This window comes from Actinospineispora eucalypti (genome assembly GCF_039543365.1).
Taxonomy (GTDB): Bacteria; Actinomycetota; Actinomycetes; order Mycobacteriales; family Pseudonocardiaceae; genus Pseudonocardia; species Pseudonocardia eucalypti.
Window position 1 is genome coordinate 161,066 of record NZ_BAABJP010000024.1, and the last position, 17,780, is coordinate 178,845.

At 69.8% G+C, this 17,780-nt stretch carries 16 protein-coding genes; 12 read left to right on the forward strand and 4 right to left on the reverse strand.

Annotated features, from left to right (window positions below; genetic code table 11):
- Positions 1 to 8: 8 nt before the first annotated feature.
- Positions 9 to 1,448, forward strand: coding sequence for a carboxylesterase family protein (locus tag ABEB12_RS23180; protein WP_185060162.1), 1,440 nt, complete (start codon positions 9 to 11; stop codon positions 1,446 to 1,448).
- 146 nt (positions 1,449 to 1,594) lie between these two features.
- Complete coding sequence (locus ABEB12_RS23185) at positions 1,595 to 1,969, forward strand: tautomerase family protein (protein ID WP_185060163.1); 375 nt, start codon at positions 1,595 to 1,597, stop codon at positions 1,967 to 1,969.
- Positions 1,970 to 2,050: 81 nt separating this feature from the next.
- Here ABEB12_RS23185 and ABEB12_RS23190 read toward each other — a convergent pair whose 3' ends face one another.
- Positions 2,051 to 3,052: a cytochrome d ubiquinol oxidase subunit II gene (locus tag ABEB12_RS23190; RefSeq protein ID WP_185060164.1), complete on the reverse strand. Its 1,002-nt coding sequence runs from the start codon at positions 3,050 to 3,052 to the stop codon at positions 2,051 to 2,053.
- Positions 3,049 to 4,458: a cytochrome ubiquinol oxidase subunit I gene (locus ABEB12_RS23195; RefSeq protein ID WP_345703067.1), complete on the reverse strand. Its 1,410-nt coding sequence runs from the start codon at positions 4,456 to 4,458 to the stop codon at positions 3,049 to 3,051. The genes ABEB12_RS23190 and ABEB12_RS23195 overlap by 4 nt, the downstream gene beginning before the upstream one ends.
- Before the next feature lie 191 nt (positions 4,459 to 4,649).
- Between ABEB12_RS23195 and ABEB12_RS23200 the strand changes: the two genes are divergently transcribed.
- From ABEB12_RS23200 to ABEB12_RS42200, 5 genes are all read left to right on the forward strand, one after another.
- On the forward strand, positions 4,650 to 4,874 hold the full coding sequence (locus ABEB12_RS23200) for a hypothetical protein (RefSeq protein WP_185060165.1): 225 nt from the start codon (positions 4,650 to 4,652) through the stop codon (positions 4,872 to 4,874).
- Between the two features lie 302 nt (positions 4,875 to 5,176).
- Positions 5,177 to 6,316, forward strand: coding sequence for a DUF1611 domain-containing protein (locus ABEB12_RS23205; protein ID WP_221497631.1), 1,140 nt, complete (start codon positions 5,177 to 5,179; stop codon positions 6,314 to 6,316).
- Positions 6,313 to 7,482 carry an alanine racemase gene (locus ABEB12_RS23210; RefSeq protein ID WP_185060167.1) on the forward strand — a complete coding sequence of 390 codons (1,170 nt, stop codon included), beginning with the start codon at positions 6,313 to 6,315 and terminating at the stop codon, positions 7,480 to 7,482. The genes ABEB12_RS23205 and ABEB12_RS23210 overlap by 4 nt, the downstream gene beginning before the upstream one ends.
- Positions 7,483 to 7,697: 215 nt before the next feature.
- Entirely contained in the window at positions 7,698 to 8,246 is a 549-nt protein-coding gene (locus ABEB12_RS23215) for a DUF5994 family protein (protein ID WP_221497632.1), read from the forward strand.
- Positions 8,247 to 8,316: 70 nt separating this feature from the next.
- On the forward strand, positions 8,317 to 8,367 hold the full coding sequence (locus ABEB12_RS42200; RefSeq protein ID WP_425572265.1) for a DUF6307 family protein: 51 nt from the start codon (positions 8,317 to 8,319) through the stop codon (positions 8,365 to 8,367).
- A gap of 1,154 nt (positions 8,368 to 9,521) precedes the next feature.
- On the opposite strand, the gene oxc is transcribed toward ABEB12_RS42200, so the two are convergent.
- Positions 9,522 to 11,243, reverse strand: coding sequence for an oxalyl-CoA decarboxylase (oxc, locus tag ABEB12_RS23220; protein WP_185060168.1), 1,722 nt, complete (start codon positions 11,241 to 11,243; stop codon positions 9,522 to 9,524).
- Between the two features lie 499 nt (positions 11,244 to 11,742).
- Here oxc and ABEB12_RS23225 point away from each other — a divergent pair, with 499 nt between their 5' ends.
- The gene (locus tag ABEB12_RS23225) at positions 11,743 to 12,288 is read left to right on the forward strand and encodes a manganese efflux pump MntP (protein WP_345703068.1); all 546 of its coding nucleotides are present in this window, start codon (positions 11,743 to 11,745) and stop codon (positions 12,286 to 12,288) included.
- A 341-nt stretch (positions 12,289 to 12,629) separates the two neighbouring features.
- Here the strand turns inward: ABEB12_RS23225 and ABEB12_RS23230 are convergent, their stop codons facing one another.
- Positions 12,630 to 13,961 (reverse strand): MFS transporter, encoded by a 1,332-nt coding sequence (locus ABEB12_RS23230; RefSeq protein ID WP_185060169.1) that lies wholly within the window; start codon positions 13,959 to 13,961, stop codon positions 12,630 to 12,632.
- Between the two features lie 84 nt (positions 13,962 to 14,045).
- Here ABEB12_RS23230 and ABEB12_RS23235 point away from each other — a divergent pair, with 84 nt between their 5' ends.
- From ABEB12_RS23235 to ABEB12_RS23250, 4 genes are all read left to right on the forward strand, one after another.
- Positions 14,046 to 14,918, forward strand: coding sequence for a LysR substrate-binding domain-containing protein (locus ABEB12_RS23235; RefSeq protein ID WP_185060170.1), 873 nt, complete (start codon positions 14,046 to 14,048; stop codon positions 14,916 to 14,918).
- Between the two features lie 120 nt (positions 14,919 to 15,038).
- A complete protein-coding gene (locus ABEB12_RS23240) occupies positions 15,039 to 16,070 on the forward strand; it encodes an alcohol dehydrogenase catalytic domain-containing protein (RefSeq protein WP_221497635.1) in 1,032 nt (343 codons plus the stop codon).
- A gap of 9 nt (positions 16,071 to 16,079) precedes the next feature.
- Positions 16,080 to 17,174 carry an FAD-dependent oxidoreductase gene (locus tag ABEB12_RS23245; protein ID WP_185060172.1) on the forward strand — a complete coding sequence of 365 codons (1,095 nt, stop codon included), beginning with the start codon at positions 16,080 to 16,082 and terminating at the stop codon, positions 17,172 to 17,174.
- Positions 17,171 to 17,704, forward strand: coding sequence for a DinB family protein (locus ABEB12_RS23250; RefSeq protein ID WP_185060173.1), 534 nt, complete (start codon positions 17,171 to 17,173; stop codon positions 17,702 to 17,704). Before ABEB12_RS23245 ends, ABEB12_RS23250 begins: the two co-directional genes overlap by 4 nt.
- Positions 17,705 to 17,780 lie beyond the last annotated feature (76 nt).

Here is a 17,780-nt window from a genome sequence, read left to right on the forward strand (position 1 = left end):
AGAATTCCATGCAACCAGATCCTGTCGCCCAGACCCGGGCCGGCGCCGTCCGCGGCGTTCGCCACGAGTACGGCGAGCACTACCGCGCCATCCCTTACGCCGCCGCCCCGGTGGGCCGGGCACGATTCGCGGCGCCGGCGCCCCACCCGGGCTGGTCCGGCGTCCGTGACGCCACCCAACCCTCGCCGACCGCGCCGCAACCGGTCCGCGAGTTCGCCGGGCTCGACATGGCCCCCTACTTCGGACCCGGTTGGGTGCCCGGCGAGGAGTACCTGACCGTCAACATCCACACACCGTCCGCCGGCGACCCGGCGCTCCCGGTCATGGTCTACGTGCACGGCGGCGGGTCCGTCAGTGGCACCGGCGGCGCCGCGCTCTATGACGGGCGCGCGTTCGCCCGCGACGGTGTCGTCCTGGTGACCCTGAACTACCGGATCGGCATCCCCGGCTTCCTCGACCTGGAGGGCGCCCCGGCCAACCGGGGCCTGCGCGATGTGCTCGCCGCGCTCGGCTGGGTCCGTGACAACATCGCCGCATTCGGCGGCGACCGCGACAACGTCACCGTCTTCGGGCAGTCCGCCGGCGCTACCCTGATCGGGGCTCTGCTCGCCACCCCGGAGGCCACGGGTCTGTTTCGCCGGGCAATCATCCAGAGCGGCAGCGGCACCGGCGCTTTCACCCCGGAGCAGGCGCAACGGGTCACCAGTGCCGCCTCGGCGGCACTGGGCGTCGCCCCCACGGCCGACGCGTTCGCGGCCATTCCGGACGATCGCCTGCTGGAGATTCTGCCGAAGCTCACCGGACTGGACCTACGGACCGAGACCGTCGCTGACCCGCTCGCCGGCCTGAGCCCGTTCAGTCTGGTCCTGCCCCGGCAACCCGCGGACAGCCTCACGAACGGCCCGGCCGCCGAGGTCGACCTGCTGATCGGGACAAACACTGAGGAAGGACGGCTTTATCTGGGGCCCTACGACGACCTCGACAACTCGACATATGCGGACGTGCTCACCACAGCCGCCCACATCCACCTGGACCCTCACGCCGCGGTCGAGGCCCTCACCGCCCGGTACCCGGGGGCAAGCGCGGGCGAGCTCCGCTCAGCGCTGCTCGGCCAGGCGCTGTTCGAGGCCGGCACCAAACGGCTGCTCGAGGCCCACGCCCGGCTGTCCGGCGGCCATACCCACGCGTACCGGTTCGGCTACCGGTCCACCGCGATGCGCGGCAGGCTCGGCGCCACCCACACCATCGAGTTGCCGTTCGTGTTCGACCTCGCCGACGAGCCGTGGCTGCACGGCCCCACCGGCCTGCTCGGCCCGCAGGCGCCACCGCCGTACCTCGCCGCCCAGGTGCACGGCGCCTGGGTCGCATTCGCACACACCGGCAACCCCGGCTGGTCCGCTCACCGCGCCGGTTCGCCAACCGTGCGGCACTTCGGCCCGTGTCCATAGGGCAGGTCGGCTGAGCGGGTTTTGACTATCGCTCCGCCGGACCGCTACCTGACACTGAGGGCTCCACGACAATCGGCGAAGCAGACACCGAAGGGGTTCCCATGCCGTTCGTCCGGATCACGTTGAGTACGGACCGTCCCGAACCGATGCACGCAGCCGTTGCCGAAGGCGTGCGTCGCGCGCTGGTCAGCGCCATCGGCGTTCCCCCGGACGATCGGTTCCTGATCGTCGACGCGCAACCGGCCGCCGCGTTCCACGTAGACCGCCACTTCCTCGACGGGGATCGGCGCGATCCGGTGCTGGTGGAGATCACGCTCACCCGCGGGCGGACCCGGGACATGAAGCTCGCGCTCTACCAGGCGATCGTGGCCAACCTGTCCGAGGTCGGCGTGCGACCGGATGATGTGCTGATCCTGCTGCGGGAGTCCGAGCGGGAGGACTGGTCCCTCGGCGGCGGGAAGATGCAGCTGCTCGACGAGGAACTGGTCCGCAAGTACGGCTGGTCACCACCGGAGGCGTGATCCCGGCCTACCCGGACGGTGGCGGTGCGGACGCGGCGGCCGAGCAGCATTAGATCGGCCGGCGGGCGCTCCCGTTCGGGGTCAGTGGCGGGTCCACCGCTCGCTCTGGGTGAGTCGTAGCAGGTAGGCCAGCGCGGGGAGCACCAGTACCGCCGCCAGACCCACGGCGACGAGCAGTGCCCGCAGGGTGGCCGGGGCGCCGGCGGCGTCGGCGATGGTGAGTTGGTCGACCAGGATCCAGGGGTACTGGCCGAGGCCCCAGCCCGAGACGACGGCGGCGACCGCGGCGACGGCGGTGAACCGCGCCACGCGGTAGTGGCGGCGCAGCAGCAGCGCGAGGGTGGCGGCACCGGCCAGCGCCGACACGATCACCAGCGGTGCCGCTGGGCCGGTGAGGCCGTCGGTCAAGGTGAGGGCGTCTCGGGAGATCGGGATCAGCGCGGCGAACACGACCACACCGGTGACCGCACCGACGGCGAGCGCGCGTAGCCGCAGCTGCTCGGCGAGCTGTTCGTGGCCGTGTCTCGCGGCGTCGGCGGTGAGGAAGGTGCCGGCCAGGAACGCGCAGGTCCCCACGGCGATGATGCCGCCGAACACCGAGGTCGGGTTGAGCCAGGAGGACCACGGATCGCCCTGCCCCGCTGCCGGCACTCGTCCCGAGGCGATGCCGCCGGCCACTGTGCCGAGGAAGAAGGGGGTGAGCACCGAGGAGGTGGCGAACACCGCGCCGAACAGGCGGGCCTGGCCGAGGGTCTCGGCGTACTTGCGGAACGCGAAGCTGGCGCCGCGCAGCACGATCCCGAGCAGGGCGAGCAGCAGCGGCAGGAACAGGGTCGTCATCGCGGCCGCGAACGACCGGGGAAACGCGGTCCACCAGGTGACCAGCACGAAGATCAGCCAGACGTGGTTGGCCTCCCACACCGGCCCGATGCTGTGGTCGATCAGGGTGCGCAGCGGCGCGCCGCGGCGGGCGCCGCCGGCGGTCAGGTCGAAGAACCCGGAGCCGAAGTCGGCGCCGCCGAGGACGGCGTAGGCCACCACGCCGACGAACAGGGCCGCGGCGACGGCCGTCTCGACGCTCACCCCCGATCCCCGGTGGTCCCGCCCGCGAGCCGCGCCTCCGGGCCGTACGGGCTCGGCAGGTCGACCTCACCCGCGCGCCAGCGTCGCGCCATCGAGCGGAGCACCACGACCGCCGCGACGGTCATCGCGGCGTAGACCAGCACGGTGACGCCGAGCAGCCACCACAGGCCTTCGCGGTCGGCGGCGGCCTGCGCCGTGCGCATGACGTCGTAGACGATCCACGGTTGGCGGCCCACCTCGGTCGCCACCCAGCCCGCTTCGAGCGCGACGACCGCCAGCGGCCCGGCCAGCGCGCAGAAGCGCAGGAACCACGGCCAGCGGAGCGGGTCGTGGCCACGCCATCGGCCGGCCCAGAACACCAGGACGGCCAGCATCAGCAACAGCCCGACGCCGACCATGGTCTGGAACGCCCAATGCGTGGTGTTGATCGGCGGGTGGTTCTCCGGCGGGATCGTGTCGAGGCCTCGGACCGGCGCGGTGAAGGAGTTCCGGGCGATCAGCGAGCCCAGGTAGGGGATGTCGATGGCCCCGTGGACCTCGCCGTCGACCCAGATGCCGCCGATGCGCAGCGGCGACGGGCTCTCGGTCGTCTCCGCCAGCTCGAACGCGGCGAGCTTCGCCGGCTGCCGCTCGCCCAGGTTGCCGCCGAGCAGGTGCCCGACCACGGGCTGGACCAGCGCCGCGACCGTGGCGAACCGGAACGGCACGATGAACCCGAGCCGGTGGTGCGGGTCCCGCCGGCCGCGAAGCATGCCCACCGCGTACACCCCCGACACGGCGAACCCGACGACCATGTACGCCGCGATCCACATGTGCCCGAACTGCAGCGGCACCAGGTCGTTGAACATCGCTCGCCAGGGATCGACGTCCACCACCGCGCCGTCCACGATCCGGAACCCGGTCGGCGCGTTCATCCAGGCGTTCACGGCGATCACGCAGAACGTGCCGACGATGCCCGCGAGCGCCATGGGCACGGCCATCAGCACGTGGCGCTTCGGCGGCATCCGACCCCAACCGTAGAGGTAGATGCCGAGGAAGATCGCCTCGATGAAGAACGACAGCCCCTCGAACGCGAACGGCAGGCCGAGCACGTCGCCGAACGTCCCCATCAGGCCGGGCCACAGCAGGCCCATCTCGAAGCTGAGCACCGTGCCGGAGACGGCGCCGATGGCGAACAGCACCGCGGACGCCTTCGCCCACCGCTGGGCCAGTCCCAGCGCCACCGGGTCCCGCCGAACGAGTCCCCGCAGGTGCATCACCAGGATCATCGCCGGGAACGCCACCCCGAAGCAGGCCAGCACGATGTGCCAACCCAGCGACAGCGCCATCTGCTGGCGGGCCGGGAGCAGCCCAACGGGCTCGGCGACCAGGCTGCCCAGCTGCGCGACGACATCGGAAGCGCCCACAACGCGACCCTAGGCGCTGCTCAGCCCGAGGTCACCGAGCCGCGGCTCAATTCCCCCGGGTGTGAGCCCCCGCCGCCGCCGGCCACACCGGTCGGGTGCATGAGAGTTACAGAGATACCTTCTGTCTCGTTAGTCACATCAGTCACAGAAACTTGACCGATCGGCCTTCGTGTCAGTGAGGAGCGGTACACATGGCAGCGGCAGTCTTACGGGCCTTGGTGCTCGGCGCCACCGTGCTCGGCCTGGTGGGGTTCGGCTCGGGCACCGCCATCGCCCAGGGGCTGGGCCAGGGCCAAGGCCAGGGCGGCGGCCAGACCGGTAACACCTCACAGATGCCCGGAATCGTCACCGTGTGCCCGAGCAGCGGCCCGATCGGGGGCAAGAACGGTTACCCGGTCGTCGGCGCGGCCTGCTAGCGCGGTGACCGGCGAACGGACTCGTGCGGTCTCCGGCTCAGGTGAGGCCGCGACCTCGGGTTCGCCCGGCGGCGGCTCTCGCTCGTGGCCCGACTCAGTGCTCCGTGCGGGCTGTTCCTCGGTGGAGACAAGAGATCCGGGGCTCACCGGGTAGGCTGGGTTGGTCGGTAACTTTGCCGGCCCTCAGGGCAGACCACTCGTTGAACGTTGGGCTCACCGCCCCGCCACGATCGTGTCGCCTTCTCTGAGACCTCTCAGAGGATCCTATGTCTTCGCTGGTCAGTGGTACCCCTTTTCTCGACGTGCCCGAACAGAGCGAGTGGATCGTTCCGGCGGCTCCGTTCGAGCTGCCTGCTGGATGCACTGCGGTCGTCTATTGCGAGGGCCAGTTCGGTGAGCAGGACGGTAAGACCGCCAACGGCCTGGTCCGACACTCGCAGAAGTACGAGATCCTCAGCGTCATCGACAGCCTGCGGGCTGGGGTCGATGCCGGGCAGTTCCTCGACGGCACGGTGAACGGCATCCCGGTGCTGGCGTCGCTCGCCGAGTCCATCGCGCACGCCGGGCGGGTACCCGACTATCTGATCTGCGGGTTGGCGCCGGCCGACGGCTTGCTGTCGGACGCCCAGCGGGTGGTGCTGCTGGAGGGCATCGCGCGCGGAATGCACATCATCAACGGCCTGCACGAGTTCCTCAACGACGACGCCGAGTTCGTCGCCGAGGCCGTGATCGCCAGGGTCACCATCACCGATGTGCGCCGGCCGAAGGCCAAACGCGAGCTGCATCTATTCCGCGGCCGCATCTTCGACGTGACGTGTCCCAGGATCGCGGTCCTGGGTACGGACGGGGCAATCGGGAAGCGCACCACCGCCACCTTGCTGGTCGAGGCGCTGAACGCGCGCGGCATCAGAGCGGTCATGGTCGGCACCGGTCAGACCACCTTGATCCAGGGAGGGAAATACGGCGTCGCGTTGGATGCGCTGGTGCCCCAGTTCTGCTCGGGCGAGGTCGAGCACCAGGTCGTCGCCGCGTTCGAGGGTGAGGACCCTGATGTAATTGTGGTCGAGGGCCAGGGCGCGCTCAGCCACCCCGCATACCTGACCTCCGCGCACATCGTGCGGGGCAGCCGCCCGGCCGGTGTAATCGTCCAGCACGCGCCGAAGCGCCAGATGCTCGGTGACTTCCCGATGATGCCGATGCCGACCGCGGCCAGCGAGATCGCGCTGATCGAGGCGTTCGCCGACACCCGGGTCATCGGGGTCACGATCAACCACGAGCAGATGACCGAGGACGAGCTGGCTGACTCGATCGCCGAGCACCGCTCGCAACTCGGCCTTCCGGTCACCGACCCCCTGACACGACCCTTGTCGGACCTGGTCGACATGGTGCTGGCGGCCTTCCCCGCGCTCGCGGCGGTGGCCGACACAACCACCCCGGTGTGACCGCGCTACGTCTCGCAACCGATCTCGACAAGGTCGAGCACAACACACGGGTCCTGGTTGATCGACTGGCCGCCACGGGTATCCGGGTCACCGGGATCACCAAGGCGGTGTTGGGCTCGCCCGAAGTCGCGGCGGCGATGCTGCGCGGCGGCGCGTGCGGCCTCGGTGATTCCCGTGTGCCGAACCTGGCTCGGCTGGCCAGCCACGACCGGTCACCGTTACGCACGTTGATCCGTTCACCCATGCTCAGCCAGGCGGGACGGGTCGTCGCCGTTGCCGATGTCAGTCTGAACACCGAGGCCGCCGTGCTGGCGGCGCTCGATCGTGCCGCGTCGCGCCAGAAACGCACGCACGGCGTCGTGCTCATGATCGAGCTGGGTGACCTACGCGAAGGCATCGCGCTCGACGACACCCCGCAAGCCGTGCGCACCGTCCTCGGCCACTCCTGCCTGCGGCTCGTCGGGCTTGGCGCCAACCTCGCATGCCAGAACGGTGTCGTGCCCGACGACGAGAACATGGGCGCCCTCACCGGGCTCGTGGAGAACATCGAGGCACTTCACGGGATCTGTCTCGACGTCGTCTCCGGCGGCAACTCGGCCAACCTGAGCTGGGCTCTCCACACCCACGACGTCGGCCGGATCGACGAGCTCCGACTCGGTGAAGCCATCCTTCTCGGCGTCGACCCGCTGGACCGAACACCGATCCCCGGCCTGCACACCGACGCCTTCACACTGACCGCCGAGGTCATCGAGGTCGCCATCAAACCGGCCCAGCCCTGGGGAGATCGTGCTCAGGCCGCCTTCGGTGAGGCGCCGGTCCGCACCAGCGGCGGCACGGTACACCAAGCAATCCTGGCGGTCGGTCGCCAAGACGTGGACCCGGCCGGCTTGCGCCCACCGCCGGGCATCACCCTGCTCGGAATGAGCAGCGACCACCTGGTGGTCGACCACGGCGATCACCGCGTCGCCGTCGGCGACGAGATCGGCTTCGGGGTCGCCTACAGCGCACTCCTGCGGGCCATGACCTCGCCCTACGTCACCAAGATCGGGCACCGTCGCCCCGCCACCCCGAAGGCGACTCACGTGCCGACACCGCCCCAGGGGCCGACCCGCCGCCCGGTACCCGACATCGAAGTTGGAGGGGACGCTCCCGCACACGCCCAGTAGCCCCACCACGAGATCACCGCGCACCGCTCATCCATCTCCCGCGGACGGCGGATGCAACCGCCCGGCGGCGGTGCGTCGAAAGAATCTCGAGCCCGGGTCGTCGGTGTAGTGTTGGCGTGACCGGGAGCATCTCGTGTGTGGGTGGTCAAGCCTGCTCCGTCCCCGGGGAAAGCCCAGGCCGGGCGGATTTTCCGTCCGGGGACGGGAACACCGGCATGACGTCGGCCACCAGCACACAGATCACCACTTCGCGGGCCACGCTCGTCGAACCTGTCGGCGAGCGGCCGCGGTTCAGGCTCAAACCGCAGGGACCGACAACCGGTTTCGTTGATGGGGCGTGGTGGCCCCGCTCGCGTGATCTGGCGGCCGAGTTGCCGGCGCTGCTCGCGGTGCTCATGGTTCGGATGGGCCGTATCGAGCGGGTCAGCTACAACCTGACCACCTGGGCTCCGACCGTGCGCAAGATCCACGTCGGTGGTGTGGTCGTGCGCCTGGCCGGATACCGATCCCAGCACCCAGACACGGTGGACGTGCTCAGCGCTCGTCATCTGACCACGCTGCTGGTGGTGCCCGATCAGACCGCTCCCGAAACGGCGCACCGCATCTTGATGACGGCAGCACATCGAGGCAACACCGACCGGATCCCCGACCTACTGGCCTGCGCCTCGCCCTCACCGTCATCCGCGCGGGCGCCCGACGGTGAGCAGGAAGCAGCCCTGTGGCGTTGGGAGCGAGACGGCGGGTCCACCCGTGTTGGGGAATAGCTGCCGGCCAGCACAGACACACGTTGACGCGGCACTCGGAGCTCACCGGGCCGGCGGCGCACAAGCTCGCGTGCATGTCTTGCACGCCCTGGACCACATTCCTGAGAACGTGCGCCGATAGACGACAACGCGGATACCGACCGGGCGCCGGTCAGAACGGGCGGCAACAGCGGTGATATCTCACACCGAACAATGCGGTCGATGCGGCCGAGTTGTGGACCCCGACTCGGCCGAGTACGCCCGCTGGGAGACCTACGAGGATGAGACGGCCGTGTGCCCCGGGTGCCTCACACCGTCCGACCGGCAGGATGGCGAGAGCGCTCTGCTGACCGAAGGCGCGAACGACGCAATTCTTCGTGACCTCGACCCGGACACCGAGAACTAACTGGCCCGAAAGCTGATACGCCGGAGGACATCGAAGCGGCCCCGCTCGTTCGGGGGACCGAGCTTCAGACGGGCTGAAAGGATTTCGGACGACCAATTCCGAGTTGCCCAGTTATGTGATCGACAAAATTCTGGAAGATTTGCTCACAATTCTATATTCTACCGTAAGCCCTTGCGTGGGCCGGTCTTAGTGGAGTACACAGAAAAGGAACTTCGACGACCTTAGGTCTGACCAGCAGAGAAGATCAGCCCCCTCGCCGACGTTTCGTACGGATTTGCGGGTACCCACGTCCACGTAAAGCCGCGACAGGCTAAGCGCTGTCAGGCCTGCGTTGAGGCGACGATGATGTCCCTCAACACCGAGGCCACCAATACAGCGCACAAACGGCGCCTGGTAACTCGCTCACCGCACGCTGTGGCCAGCATCTCCACATTGGAGATGCTGGCCGCTTCCGTTCCACTCAGGCAGCGCGCGAGTGGCCCCGTTGACAGCTTTTCGAGACCAGGCCACCGACGAGAACGAACCCCGGCGTGCATCGACAGTAGGCCCGTTCGGCCCGCCGGAGGTCGAACAGCTCCCCCCGGGTACCGGGGATCACCCTGGCACCAGCGGGAGTGCTCGTCTCCTTCACTGACCCCGAGCCGGACAGGAAAGCCCACATCGACACCGGGGCCGCAGAGCACCGCAGACAGCCCGTCACGGCCGTATCCGACACCACGGTCTCCCCGGCAGTCGTGTCCCTCGGCCATGCCGACCACCGCGCTACCGCCGCCGCCCGCTGGGGTCTCGGGCGGAGGCCTTCGCGGCCTGTGCCGCGGCCCGGCGACAAGGGGCGGAGGTCGGCGGCGCCGGGTGCCGATGGCGGTGTGGCGCCGCCGACCAGATAGGGCTCACTGCTTCGCGTTGAGGCCCTTCGGGTTGAGATGCTTGATGTTGCCGGACTCGGTGCCGTCAGCCGGGTCGATGATGCAGTCGATCAGCGCGGGCTTGCCCTCCGCGAGCGCCTTCCGCAGCATCTCGCCGACCTGATCGGGAGTCGTGGCCTGGTAGCCCGTGCCGCCGAAGGCCTGCATGAGGATGTCGTGCCGCGCACTCAGGTACGTCGGCGCCGGGTCGCCCGACGGCGAGGCGTCATCACCGCGGTACACGCCGCTGTTGTTGAGCACCATCGTGATCACCGGCAGGTCGTAGCGGGTGATGACCTCGGCCTCCATGCCGGAGAAACCGAACGCCGAGTCGCCTTCGATGGCGATCACCGGCTGCCCGGTCTCCACCGCGGCCGCGATGGCGTAGCCCATGCCGATGCCCATCACCCCCCAGGTGCCGGAGTCCAGCCGGTGCCGCGGCACGGACATCGGGATGGTGTTGCGCGTGAGATCAAGGGCGTTGGCACCCTCGTTCACCAGGTACACGTCCGGGTGCTCGGCGATCACGTCGCGGATGGCCTGGAGCGCGCCCAGGAACGTCATCGGCTGCGCGGTCTTCGCCGCCTCCAGCCGCTTGGCCATCTTTGCCACGTTCGCCGCGGACCTCTCGCCCAGCGACTCCCGCCACCCGGAAGGTGCCGCGATCTGCCCGGGTTTCGTCCGCTCCACCAGCGCGTCCATCACCGAGCCGATGTCGCCGACCAGCGGGGCGGCGATCGGCTGGTTGGAGTCCATCTCGTTCGCCGCGATGTCGACCTGGATGAACTTCGCGTCCGGACTCCACTGCGGCGCGTCCCCGTGCCCCAGTAGCCAGTTCAGCCGCGCGCCGACCAGCAGCACGACGTCCGCCTGCTTCAACGCCAGCGACCGCGCGGTGGACGCCGACTGCGGATGATCGTCCGGCAGCAGCCCCTTGGCCATCGACATGGGCACGTACGGGATGCCGCTCGACTCCACGAACCGCCGGATCGCGTCGTCGGCCCGCGCGTACGCCGCGCCCTTCCCGAGCACGATCAGCGGGCGCTGGGCGTCCGCCAGCAGCGCGATGGCCCGGTCGACGGCCGCCGCGTCGGGTATCTGCTTCGGCGCCGGGTCCACGACCTCCCAGAGGGACTTCTCGCCTTTGCCCTTGTCCATGATCTCGCCCAGCACCGCCGCCGGGATGTCCAGGTACACCCCACCTGGCCGGCCGCTCACTGCCGTACGGATCGCCCGCGCGATGCCCCGTCCGATGTCCTCCGCCCTCGACACCCGGTACGCCGCCTTGCAGAGCTGCTTGGCGACCGCCAGCTGGTCCATCTCCTCGTAGTCACCGCGCTGCAGGTCCACGATGTGCCGCTCACTGGAGCCGGAGATCTGGACCATCGGGAAACAGTTGGTGGTGGCGTTCGCCAGGCCGACCAGGCCGTTGAGAAACCCCGGCGCGGAGACCGTCAGGCAGATCCCCGCCCTCTGCGTCAGGAACCCGGCCGCCGCGGCCGCATGCGCCGCGTCGCTCTCGTGCCGGAACCCGATGTAGCGGATCCCGGACGCCTGTGCCAGGCGCGCCAGGTCCGTGATCGGGATGCCAACGACACCGTAGATCGTCTCGACCCTGTTCAGCTTCAGCGCGTCGACGACCAGGTGAATCCCGTCCGTCAGGGCAGGCGTGTCGCCGCCTCCTGCTTCCGCGAACGTGTCCGTCATGGTTCGGGTCCTCCCTGGATGTGCGTTGGCTCTCTGGTGCACTGCGACCTCATCTGGCGTCTATTGTATGCAGTACACCGCCGCAGTTGTGCGTCCCATGGGAGAGGTGTCCGGCACACCAGCGATCCGATTCCGGCGGCTGACCGAGTTGGCGGGGGTGCGGCGCTGCCGGATGCACGATCCGCGGCACCTGGCGGCGTCACTGCAACTGGCCACGGAAGCGGCCGCCTGGACGGCGCCAGGATGACCAGTGGTACGCCTTCGGCGACGAAGCCGGCGCCAGATGCGCCCCTAGCATGCCAGCCATGAGCGGCTCGGCGCTGGACCACATCACAGCCGCGTGCCCGGTGGGCGGCACCTGCGAGCGGCCACGATCGGCGAACGAACGGTATCTGATCTCCAACTAGCGGCGACCCTTGATGGCGGAAACAATCCCAACGTAAACTATGCGACCACACAATTCCCGAGCTAGTCGCGCAAATCCACTAGTTTGTGTTGGGTGGTCAGATTGGTTGAGATACTCGCCCTCGGATTCTTCCTCAGTCTGGACAACTTCAGGTCCTCGATCGCGATCGGCACGATTCCATTCGGCTTCCGGCGAGCCGTTCAGGTCGCTCTCGTGTTCGGCATCTGGGATGGCCTAGCGCCGCTGGTAGGGGGCGTGCTCGGCCACTACCTCGGCGAGGTTATCGAGCCGGTCGCCGACTACGTGGGTCCCGCGTTGCTCGGCGCATATGGGCTATACCTTCTGTTCGGGGCATTCAGAAAGCCCGAACCCGAGGAAATCGATCAGCCCTGGGTGACACTTTTCGGTATGCCGCTCTCCCTGAGCATGGACAATCTGGTCGCCGGCGCCGGGCTCGGAATATTTGGGATCTCTCCATTCATCCCCGCCGCCGTGTTCGGAGTCATGACCGCGATCATGTCGCTGGCCGGACTGTGCGTCGGACGGTTCGTCGGGCGTCTGATTCCCGTGCGCGCAGACCTGGTGAGCGGAATTTCACTCGTCACCGCGGCGATCGTGCTACCGATCGCATTCTCCTGAACCGGGTACCCGCGCCAGGGAATGGGTTTGGTGCCGTCCTGGGCGAAGGATCTCAAGATCGGTAACCGGTTGATCAACGCCCGGACCGCCGATATGTCCACCGGCGCCAAAGACCAGAATTCGTTCCAGTGGAGCCTTCTCGACCATTCTCGCTCCTAGTGCCCCGTCGCCGATATGTCGGGTCAGCATGCGCGTCGGAAAGCGAGCGAGCTAGGACATCGGCGGAGTAACCGGCACTCCGCGGCGGAGTACGCGCGACTTCGCCCGGGCGACCGCGGTACCCCGGGTCGGGTGGAGAACTGCCGGATCGGGGTGCTCCGCGCCTATGTCATCGACCGTGTTCAGTGCTGACCGGCGGAGCTGGCTCGGCGGCGGGTGCGAGTGGTGGTGATGAGCGGGAGGATGGCGAGGGCGATGAGTCCGCCGGCGATGGTGAGGGTGGGGTAGCTGGTGGTGGCGACGACGGCGCCGGAGGCGATGCCGCCGCCCGCTCCGGCGACGGCGATCCCGACGTCGACGGCTCCCTGGGTGGTGGCTCGGCGTTCGAGGGGGACCGTGTCGGTGATGATGGCGGTGCCGCTGAGCAGTCCGAAGTTCCAGCCGATGCCGAGCAGGGCGAGCGCGACCGCGAGCAGGGCGACCGAGTTGTCGGGTGCTGCGGCGGCCAGGGTACCGGCGGCGAGCAGGGTGATCGCGGACAGCGCGGCGACGAAGAGGCGGCCGTAGCGGTCGACCAGCCATCCGCTGAGCGGTGAGGGCAGGTACATGGCCGCGACGTGCACGGCGATGACCGCGCCGGCGGCGCCGACGCCGTGGCCGTGGGCGGTCATGTGTACCGGGGTCATGGTCATGATGGCGATCATCACCAGTTGGGTGAGGACCATGATCGAGGCGCCGAGAACGATTCCGCCGCCCTGAGGGTGGGCCGGTGTACCCGGCTCGCCGGTGGCGCGGGGTGCGGAGGGGGCGATGCGGGGTGCGCTGGCGGCTCGTTCGCGGGCGAGTCGCAGCGGGTCGGGGTGTAGCAGGGCGGCGAGCACGAGCGCGGCCAGCAGGTAGGCGGCGCCGGAGAGCAGGAACGGCCCGGCCAGTGGCGGGATGCCCCAGGTGGCGGCGAGGTGTCCCATCGGGGAGACCAGGTTCGGGCCGAGTACCCCGCCGAGGGTGGTTGCCACGAGCACGGTGCTGACGGCGCGGCCGCGGCGGGCCGGGGAGGCCAGGTCGGCGCCGGCGTAGCGGGCCTGCAGGTTGGTCGCGGTTCCGGCGCCGTAGACGAGCAGCGCGGCGAACAGCAGCGGAATGTTGTCCAGGACCGCGGCGAGCACGACGCCGGCACTGCCCAGCGCGCCGGCGGTGTAGCCGGTGGTGAGTCCGGCGCGACGACCGAGCCGCTGGGAGAGCCGCCCGACACCGGCGGCCGCGGCGGCCGAACCGATGGTGAACAACGCGGTGGGCAGCCCGGCCAGGCTGGTCGTGTCGAGCATGTCCCGCGCGAGCAGGGCACCGACGGTGATCCCCGCCGCGAGCCCGGCGCCGCTGAGGATCTGGGCCAGGACCAGAGCGCGGATGATGCGTTTCTGCTCGGGTGGCTCGGCCTCGGCGGCGAGAGTTGGGTTGTCGACCCGATCCTTGTCCACCGTCAATGCCGCGACCTGCCATTCCGAGCAAGGCATGCAGTTCCTGAGCGGACCTGACGTTATCGGGCGGTTCGCCCTGCCGGTAGGCGCTCATCCCGAATGCCGCGATAACGTCTCTGTATGGCTGAGCGGTTGAGCGCGGAGACGCTGCGCTACGCGCGGGCGGTGGCGCGCACGGGCTCGTTCAGCGCGGCCGCCCGCGAGCAGGGGGTGTCGCAACCGGCGCTGTCCAACGGGATCGCCAAGCTGGAGGAGCGGCTCGGTGAGCGATTGTTCGACAGGTCGCCGCGAGGGGTGACCCCGACGGTGTTCGGCGGAAAGATCCTGCCGCTCATCGAGCGGGCGATCGACGGGCTGGACGCCGTGGCCAACGAGGCCCACCGGCTGCGGGAGTCCGGCGAGCGGCGGATCCGGATGGGCGTCTCCCCGCTGATCAACGCCCAGCTGGTGGCGAGGGCGTTCAGCGCGGTACGCGACCTGTCCACACCCCGTGAGCTGGTCCTGCGTGAGGCGGACATGGCCGACCTCCAGTCCGGTCTTCTCGCTGGCGAGTTGGACGTGATCCTCGTTCCTTCGGTCGGGCCGTTGCGCGGGCTGGAGCATCGGATCATCGACTCGGAACCGATCGTCGTCGTCGGTTCCGGGGACCGGACGCCCGTCGAGCTGGACCAGACCGTCGACAACGAGTTCATCCTGGTGCCCGACTCGTGCGGTCTGGCCCGGTTCACCGCGCAGCTGTTCGACTCCCACGCGCTGCGGCTGCGTGCCTACGCCGGCGAGGCCGCGAGCTACCAGGTGCTCGAGCAGTGGGCCAACCTCGGTCTGGGCGCGGCCATGCTGCCCCGATCCAAGCTGACCTCACCCGACGCCCGGCACCGGGCACTGCTCGACGGGGGGCAGCAGGTGGAGATCTTCTACGAGGCCGCCTGGCACCCACACTCACCGCTGGCCACCGCGCTCAGCGATCTCGTAGACACCCTCGTCGAGACATAACCGTTCGCTATGTCGGCATTCGCCGTGGACCCCTACTGGCGCCCCGGAAATTCGCATAGGTTCGCGCGGCGGACATCAAGGGCGCGCGGCCGCGCCGGATCGTATGCAGGGGTGATTGCTGTGCGGGAGCGGACGCGCGACGCGCACCGGGCGGCGCAGGTGACCGAGGTGGGGGAGCCCGTTCGGGTCCTCCCCACGGTGGCGGTGGCTCCCGGCCCGCACGAGGTCCGGATCGACGTGGCGGCGGCCGGCATCTGCGGCGCCGACATCGGCAGCGTCCGGAACCCGCGCCCGGACTCGGGGTTTCCGATCACCCCGGGCCACGAGGTCGCCGGGGTCATCGCGGAACGGGGCTCGGACGTCACCGGGTTTGACATCGGTGAGCGGGTGGCCGTCGGCTGGTTCGGCGGCAGCTGCGGGTACTGCACGGCCTGCCGCACCGGTGACGTCGTGCACTGCCCGCGGCGGAGGGTTCCCGGACTGTCCTACCCGGGCGGCTGGTCGACCACCGTCACCGTCCCGGCGATCGCGCTGGCCCGGATCCCGGACCAGTTGTCGATGGCCGAGGCGGCGCCGTTCGGCTGCGCCGGAGTGACCACCTTCAACGCCGTACGCAACGCCGGTGTCCGACCCGGTGGCCGGGTCGCGGTCGTCGGCATCGGCGGGCTCGGCCACCTGGCCGTGCAGTTCGCGTCGGCAATGGGCTACGAGACGATCGCGATCGGGCGCGGGCCGGACAAGGCCGCGTTGGCCTGGGAACTGGGTGCCGACCACTACATCGCCGCCCGCGCCGAGGCTCCCGGTGCCGCGTTGAACGCCCTGGGGGGCGCGGAACTGGTGATCTCCACCGCGACCGGGACCGACCTGCTCGGTGAGCTCCTCGACGGCCTTGCCCCACATGGACAGCTCACCGTGATCGGGCTGGACGGCAAGCCGTTGGAGTTGCGCCTGGACAAGCTGGTCATGCACGCCCGATCGATCAACGGGCACCTCACCGGCAGCCCCAGCGACACCGAGCAGGCCATGCGGTTCGCCGTCACGACAGGTGTCCGCGCCCGGGTGCAGACCGTCCCGCTCGATGCCGCGGCCGAAGCGCTGGCCGAGCAGCAGGCCGGACGAGCCCGCTTCCGCATGGTGCTGACCACCCGTTGAGAGGTCGCGATGAGCACTGTTGACCACGAGGTCATCGTCGTGGGAGCCGGCGCGGCCGGCCTGCGCGCCGCCACGAGCCTGCGCGCCGCCGGATGCGACGTGGTCTGCCTCGAAGCACGTGACCGGGTCGGCGGGCGGCTGCTCAGCGTGCCGACCACTGCCGGTGTGCTCGACCTCGGTGCCACCTGGTTCTGGGCCGGCGAGCAACGGGTGACACGGCTGGCGCGCGAGAGCGGGGCGGCGCCGTTCCGGCAGCATCTCGCCGGTGACACGATATTCCAGGACGGCGGCGGCGTGCGGCGGCTCGGCGGCAACCTCGTCGACGGCCCGGCACAGCGGTTCGGGCGCGGCGCGGCCCGCATCGCCACCGCGATGGCCCACACCCTGCCCCCGGACACCGTGCGGCTGGGCTGCCCGGTCCGCTCCGTGCGGTCGGCAGACCCGCACAGCCTCGCTGTGGACACCGACGACGCGCTCCTGCGGGCACGTCATGTCGTCATCGCGGTGCCACCGGCGCTCGCGGTGGCACGCATCGACTTCGCCGGCCAGCTCCCGGACCCGCTGGTCGGCCTCGCCCGGGCCACCCCGGTGTGGATGGGCGCGATCACCAAGGTCGTCGCCGTCTACGAGCGGCCGTTCTGGCGAGATGCCGGGCTCGCCGGGGCGGGCCTGAGCCGGCTGGGGCCACTCCAGGAGATCCACGACATGTGCGGACCCGGTGACAGCCCGGCCGCGCTGTTCGGCTTCGCCCCACCCCTATCCGCCGACATCGACCTCGAGGCGGCCGTGATCGGTCAACTGAACTCCATGTTCGGCGAACACGCCGCCCGCCCGGTACGGCTGATCGCCCAGGACTGGCGGCGGGAGGCATGGACCTCGCCACCCGGGGTCGAGGCGCTGGTCGACTACCACCTGTTCGGACATCCCGTCTTCCACGAACCGGAGCTCGGCGGCCGTCTGCACTGGGCCTGCACCGAGACCGCCGCCGGCTTCGGCGGGCACATCGAAGGTGCACTCGCCTCCGGCGACGCCGCCGCCGCGGCGATCCTCGCCGCCGAAGCACGCACGCCCCACACCACTCGACCCACCCAGGTGATCACATGAACGAAGTCCGGCAGCTGTTACGCGAGTACGACCGCGCACGGGCCTACACCGACCAGCTGTGGCGCGACCTGAGCCCCGACGAACTGACCTGGCGCCCGCACCAGGAGTCCAGCGCGATCGGTTGGCATCTCGGTCACCAGGCCCACGTCGCCCATTTCATGATCCGCAACCTGACCGCCGCCGAACCCAGCCCGGACCCCGAGCTGGACGGGCTGATGGACTCCGCCCAGCCGGAGAAGTTCCGCGGCGCGCTACCCACCGCCACGCGCCTCACCGAGTTCCGCGACGTCGTCGCCCAGCGCGTGCATGCCCGCATCGGCGACATCGCCGGCGGCCGGGTGGGCGCCCCGCACCAGCTGGCGATCGTCGCCAAGCACCTGCTCACCGCGGTGATCAACCACGAGTACCAGCACGACCAGTGGATCGGCGAGGTCCGTAGCCGCGACCTCGGCCACGACCTGCCACCGGACCCCGAAGCCGACGGACTGACCCGCGTCGACGGGTACCTCGTCTTCAGCGGTCTCCACTGACCGCGGCTGCGCGGTCAGCCGCCTCGGTGGGGGAGGAACTCCTGCAGCTTGGTCTTGATCCCGGAGGCCATCACCT

Bases quoted from the DNA above. Each gene is read 5' to 3' on its own strand.
- ABEB12_RS23180 (WP_185060162.1), top strand. From the start codon at position 9: ATGCAACCAGATCCTGTCGCCCAGACCCGGGCCGGCGCCGTCCGCGGC.
- ABEB12_RS23185 (WP_185060163.1), top strand. From the start codon at position 1,595: ATGCACGCAGCCGTTGCCGAAGGCGTGCGTCGCGCGCTGGTCAGCGCC.
- ABEB12_RS23200 (WP_185060165.1), top strand. From the start codon at position 4,650: ATGGCAGCGGCAGTCTTACGGGCCTTGGTGCTCGGCGCCACCGTGCTC.
- ABEB12_RS23215 (WP_221497632.1), top strand. From the start codon at position 7,698: ATGACGTCGGCCACCAGCACACAGATCACCACTTCGCGGGCCACGCTC.
- oxc (WP_185060168.1), bottom strand. From the start codon at position 11,243: ATGACGGACACGTTCGCGGAAGCAGGAGGCGGCGACACGCCTGCCCTG.
- ABEB12_RS23230 (WP_185060169.1), bottom strand. From the start codon at position 13,961: ATGCCTTGCTCGGAATGGCAGGTCGCGGCATTGACGGTGGACAAGGAT.
- ABEB12_RS23235 (WP_185060170.1), top strand. From the start codon at position 14,046: ATGGCTGAGCGGTTGAGCGCGGAGACGCTGCGCTACGCGCGGGCGGTG.
- ABEB12_RS23245 (WP_185060172.1), top strand. From the start codon at position 16,080: ATGAGCACTGTTGACCACGAGGTCATCGTCGTGGGAGCCGGCGCGGCC.
- ABEB12_RS23250 (WP_185060173.1), top strand. From the start codon at position 17,171: ATGAACGAAGTCCGGCAGCTGTTACGCGAGTACGACCGCGCACGGGCC.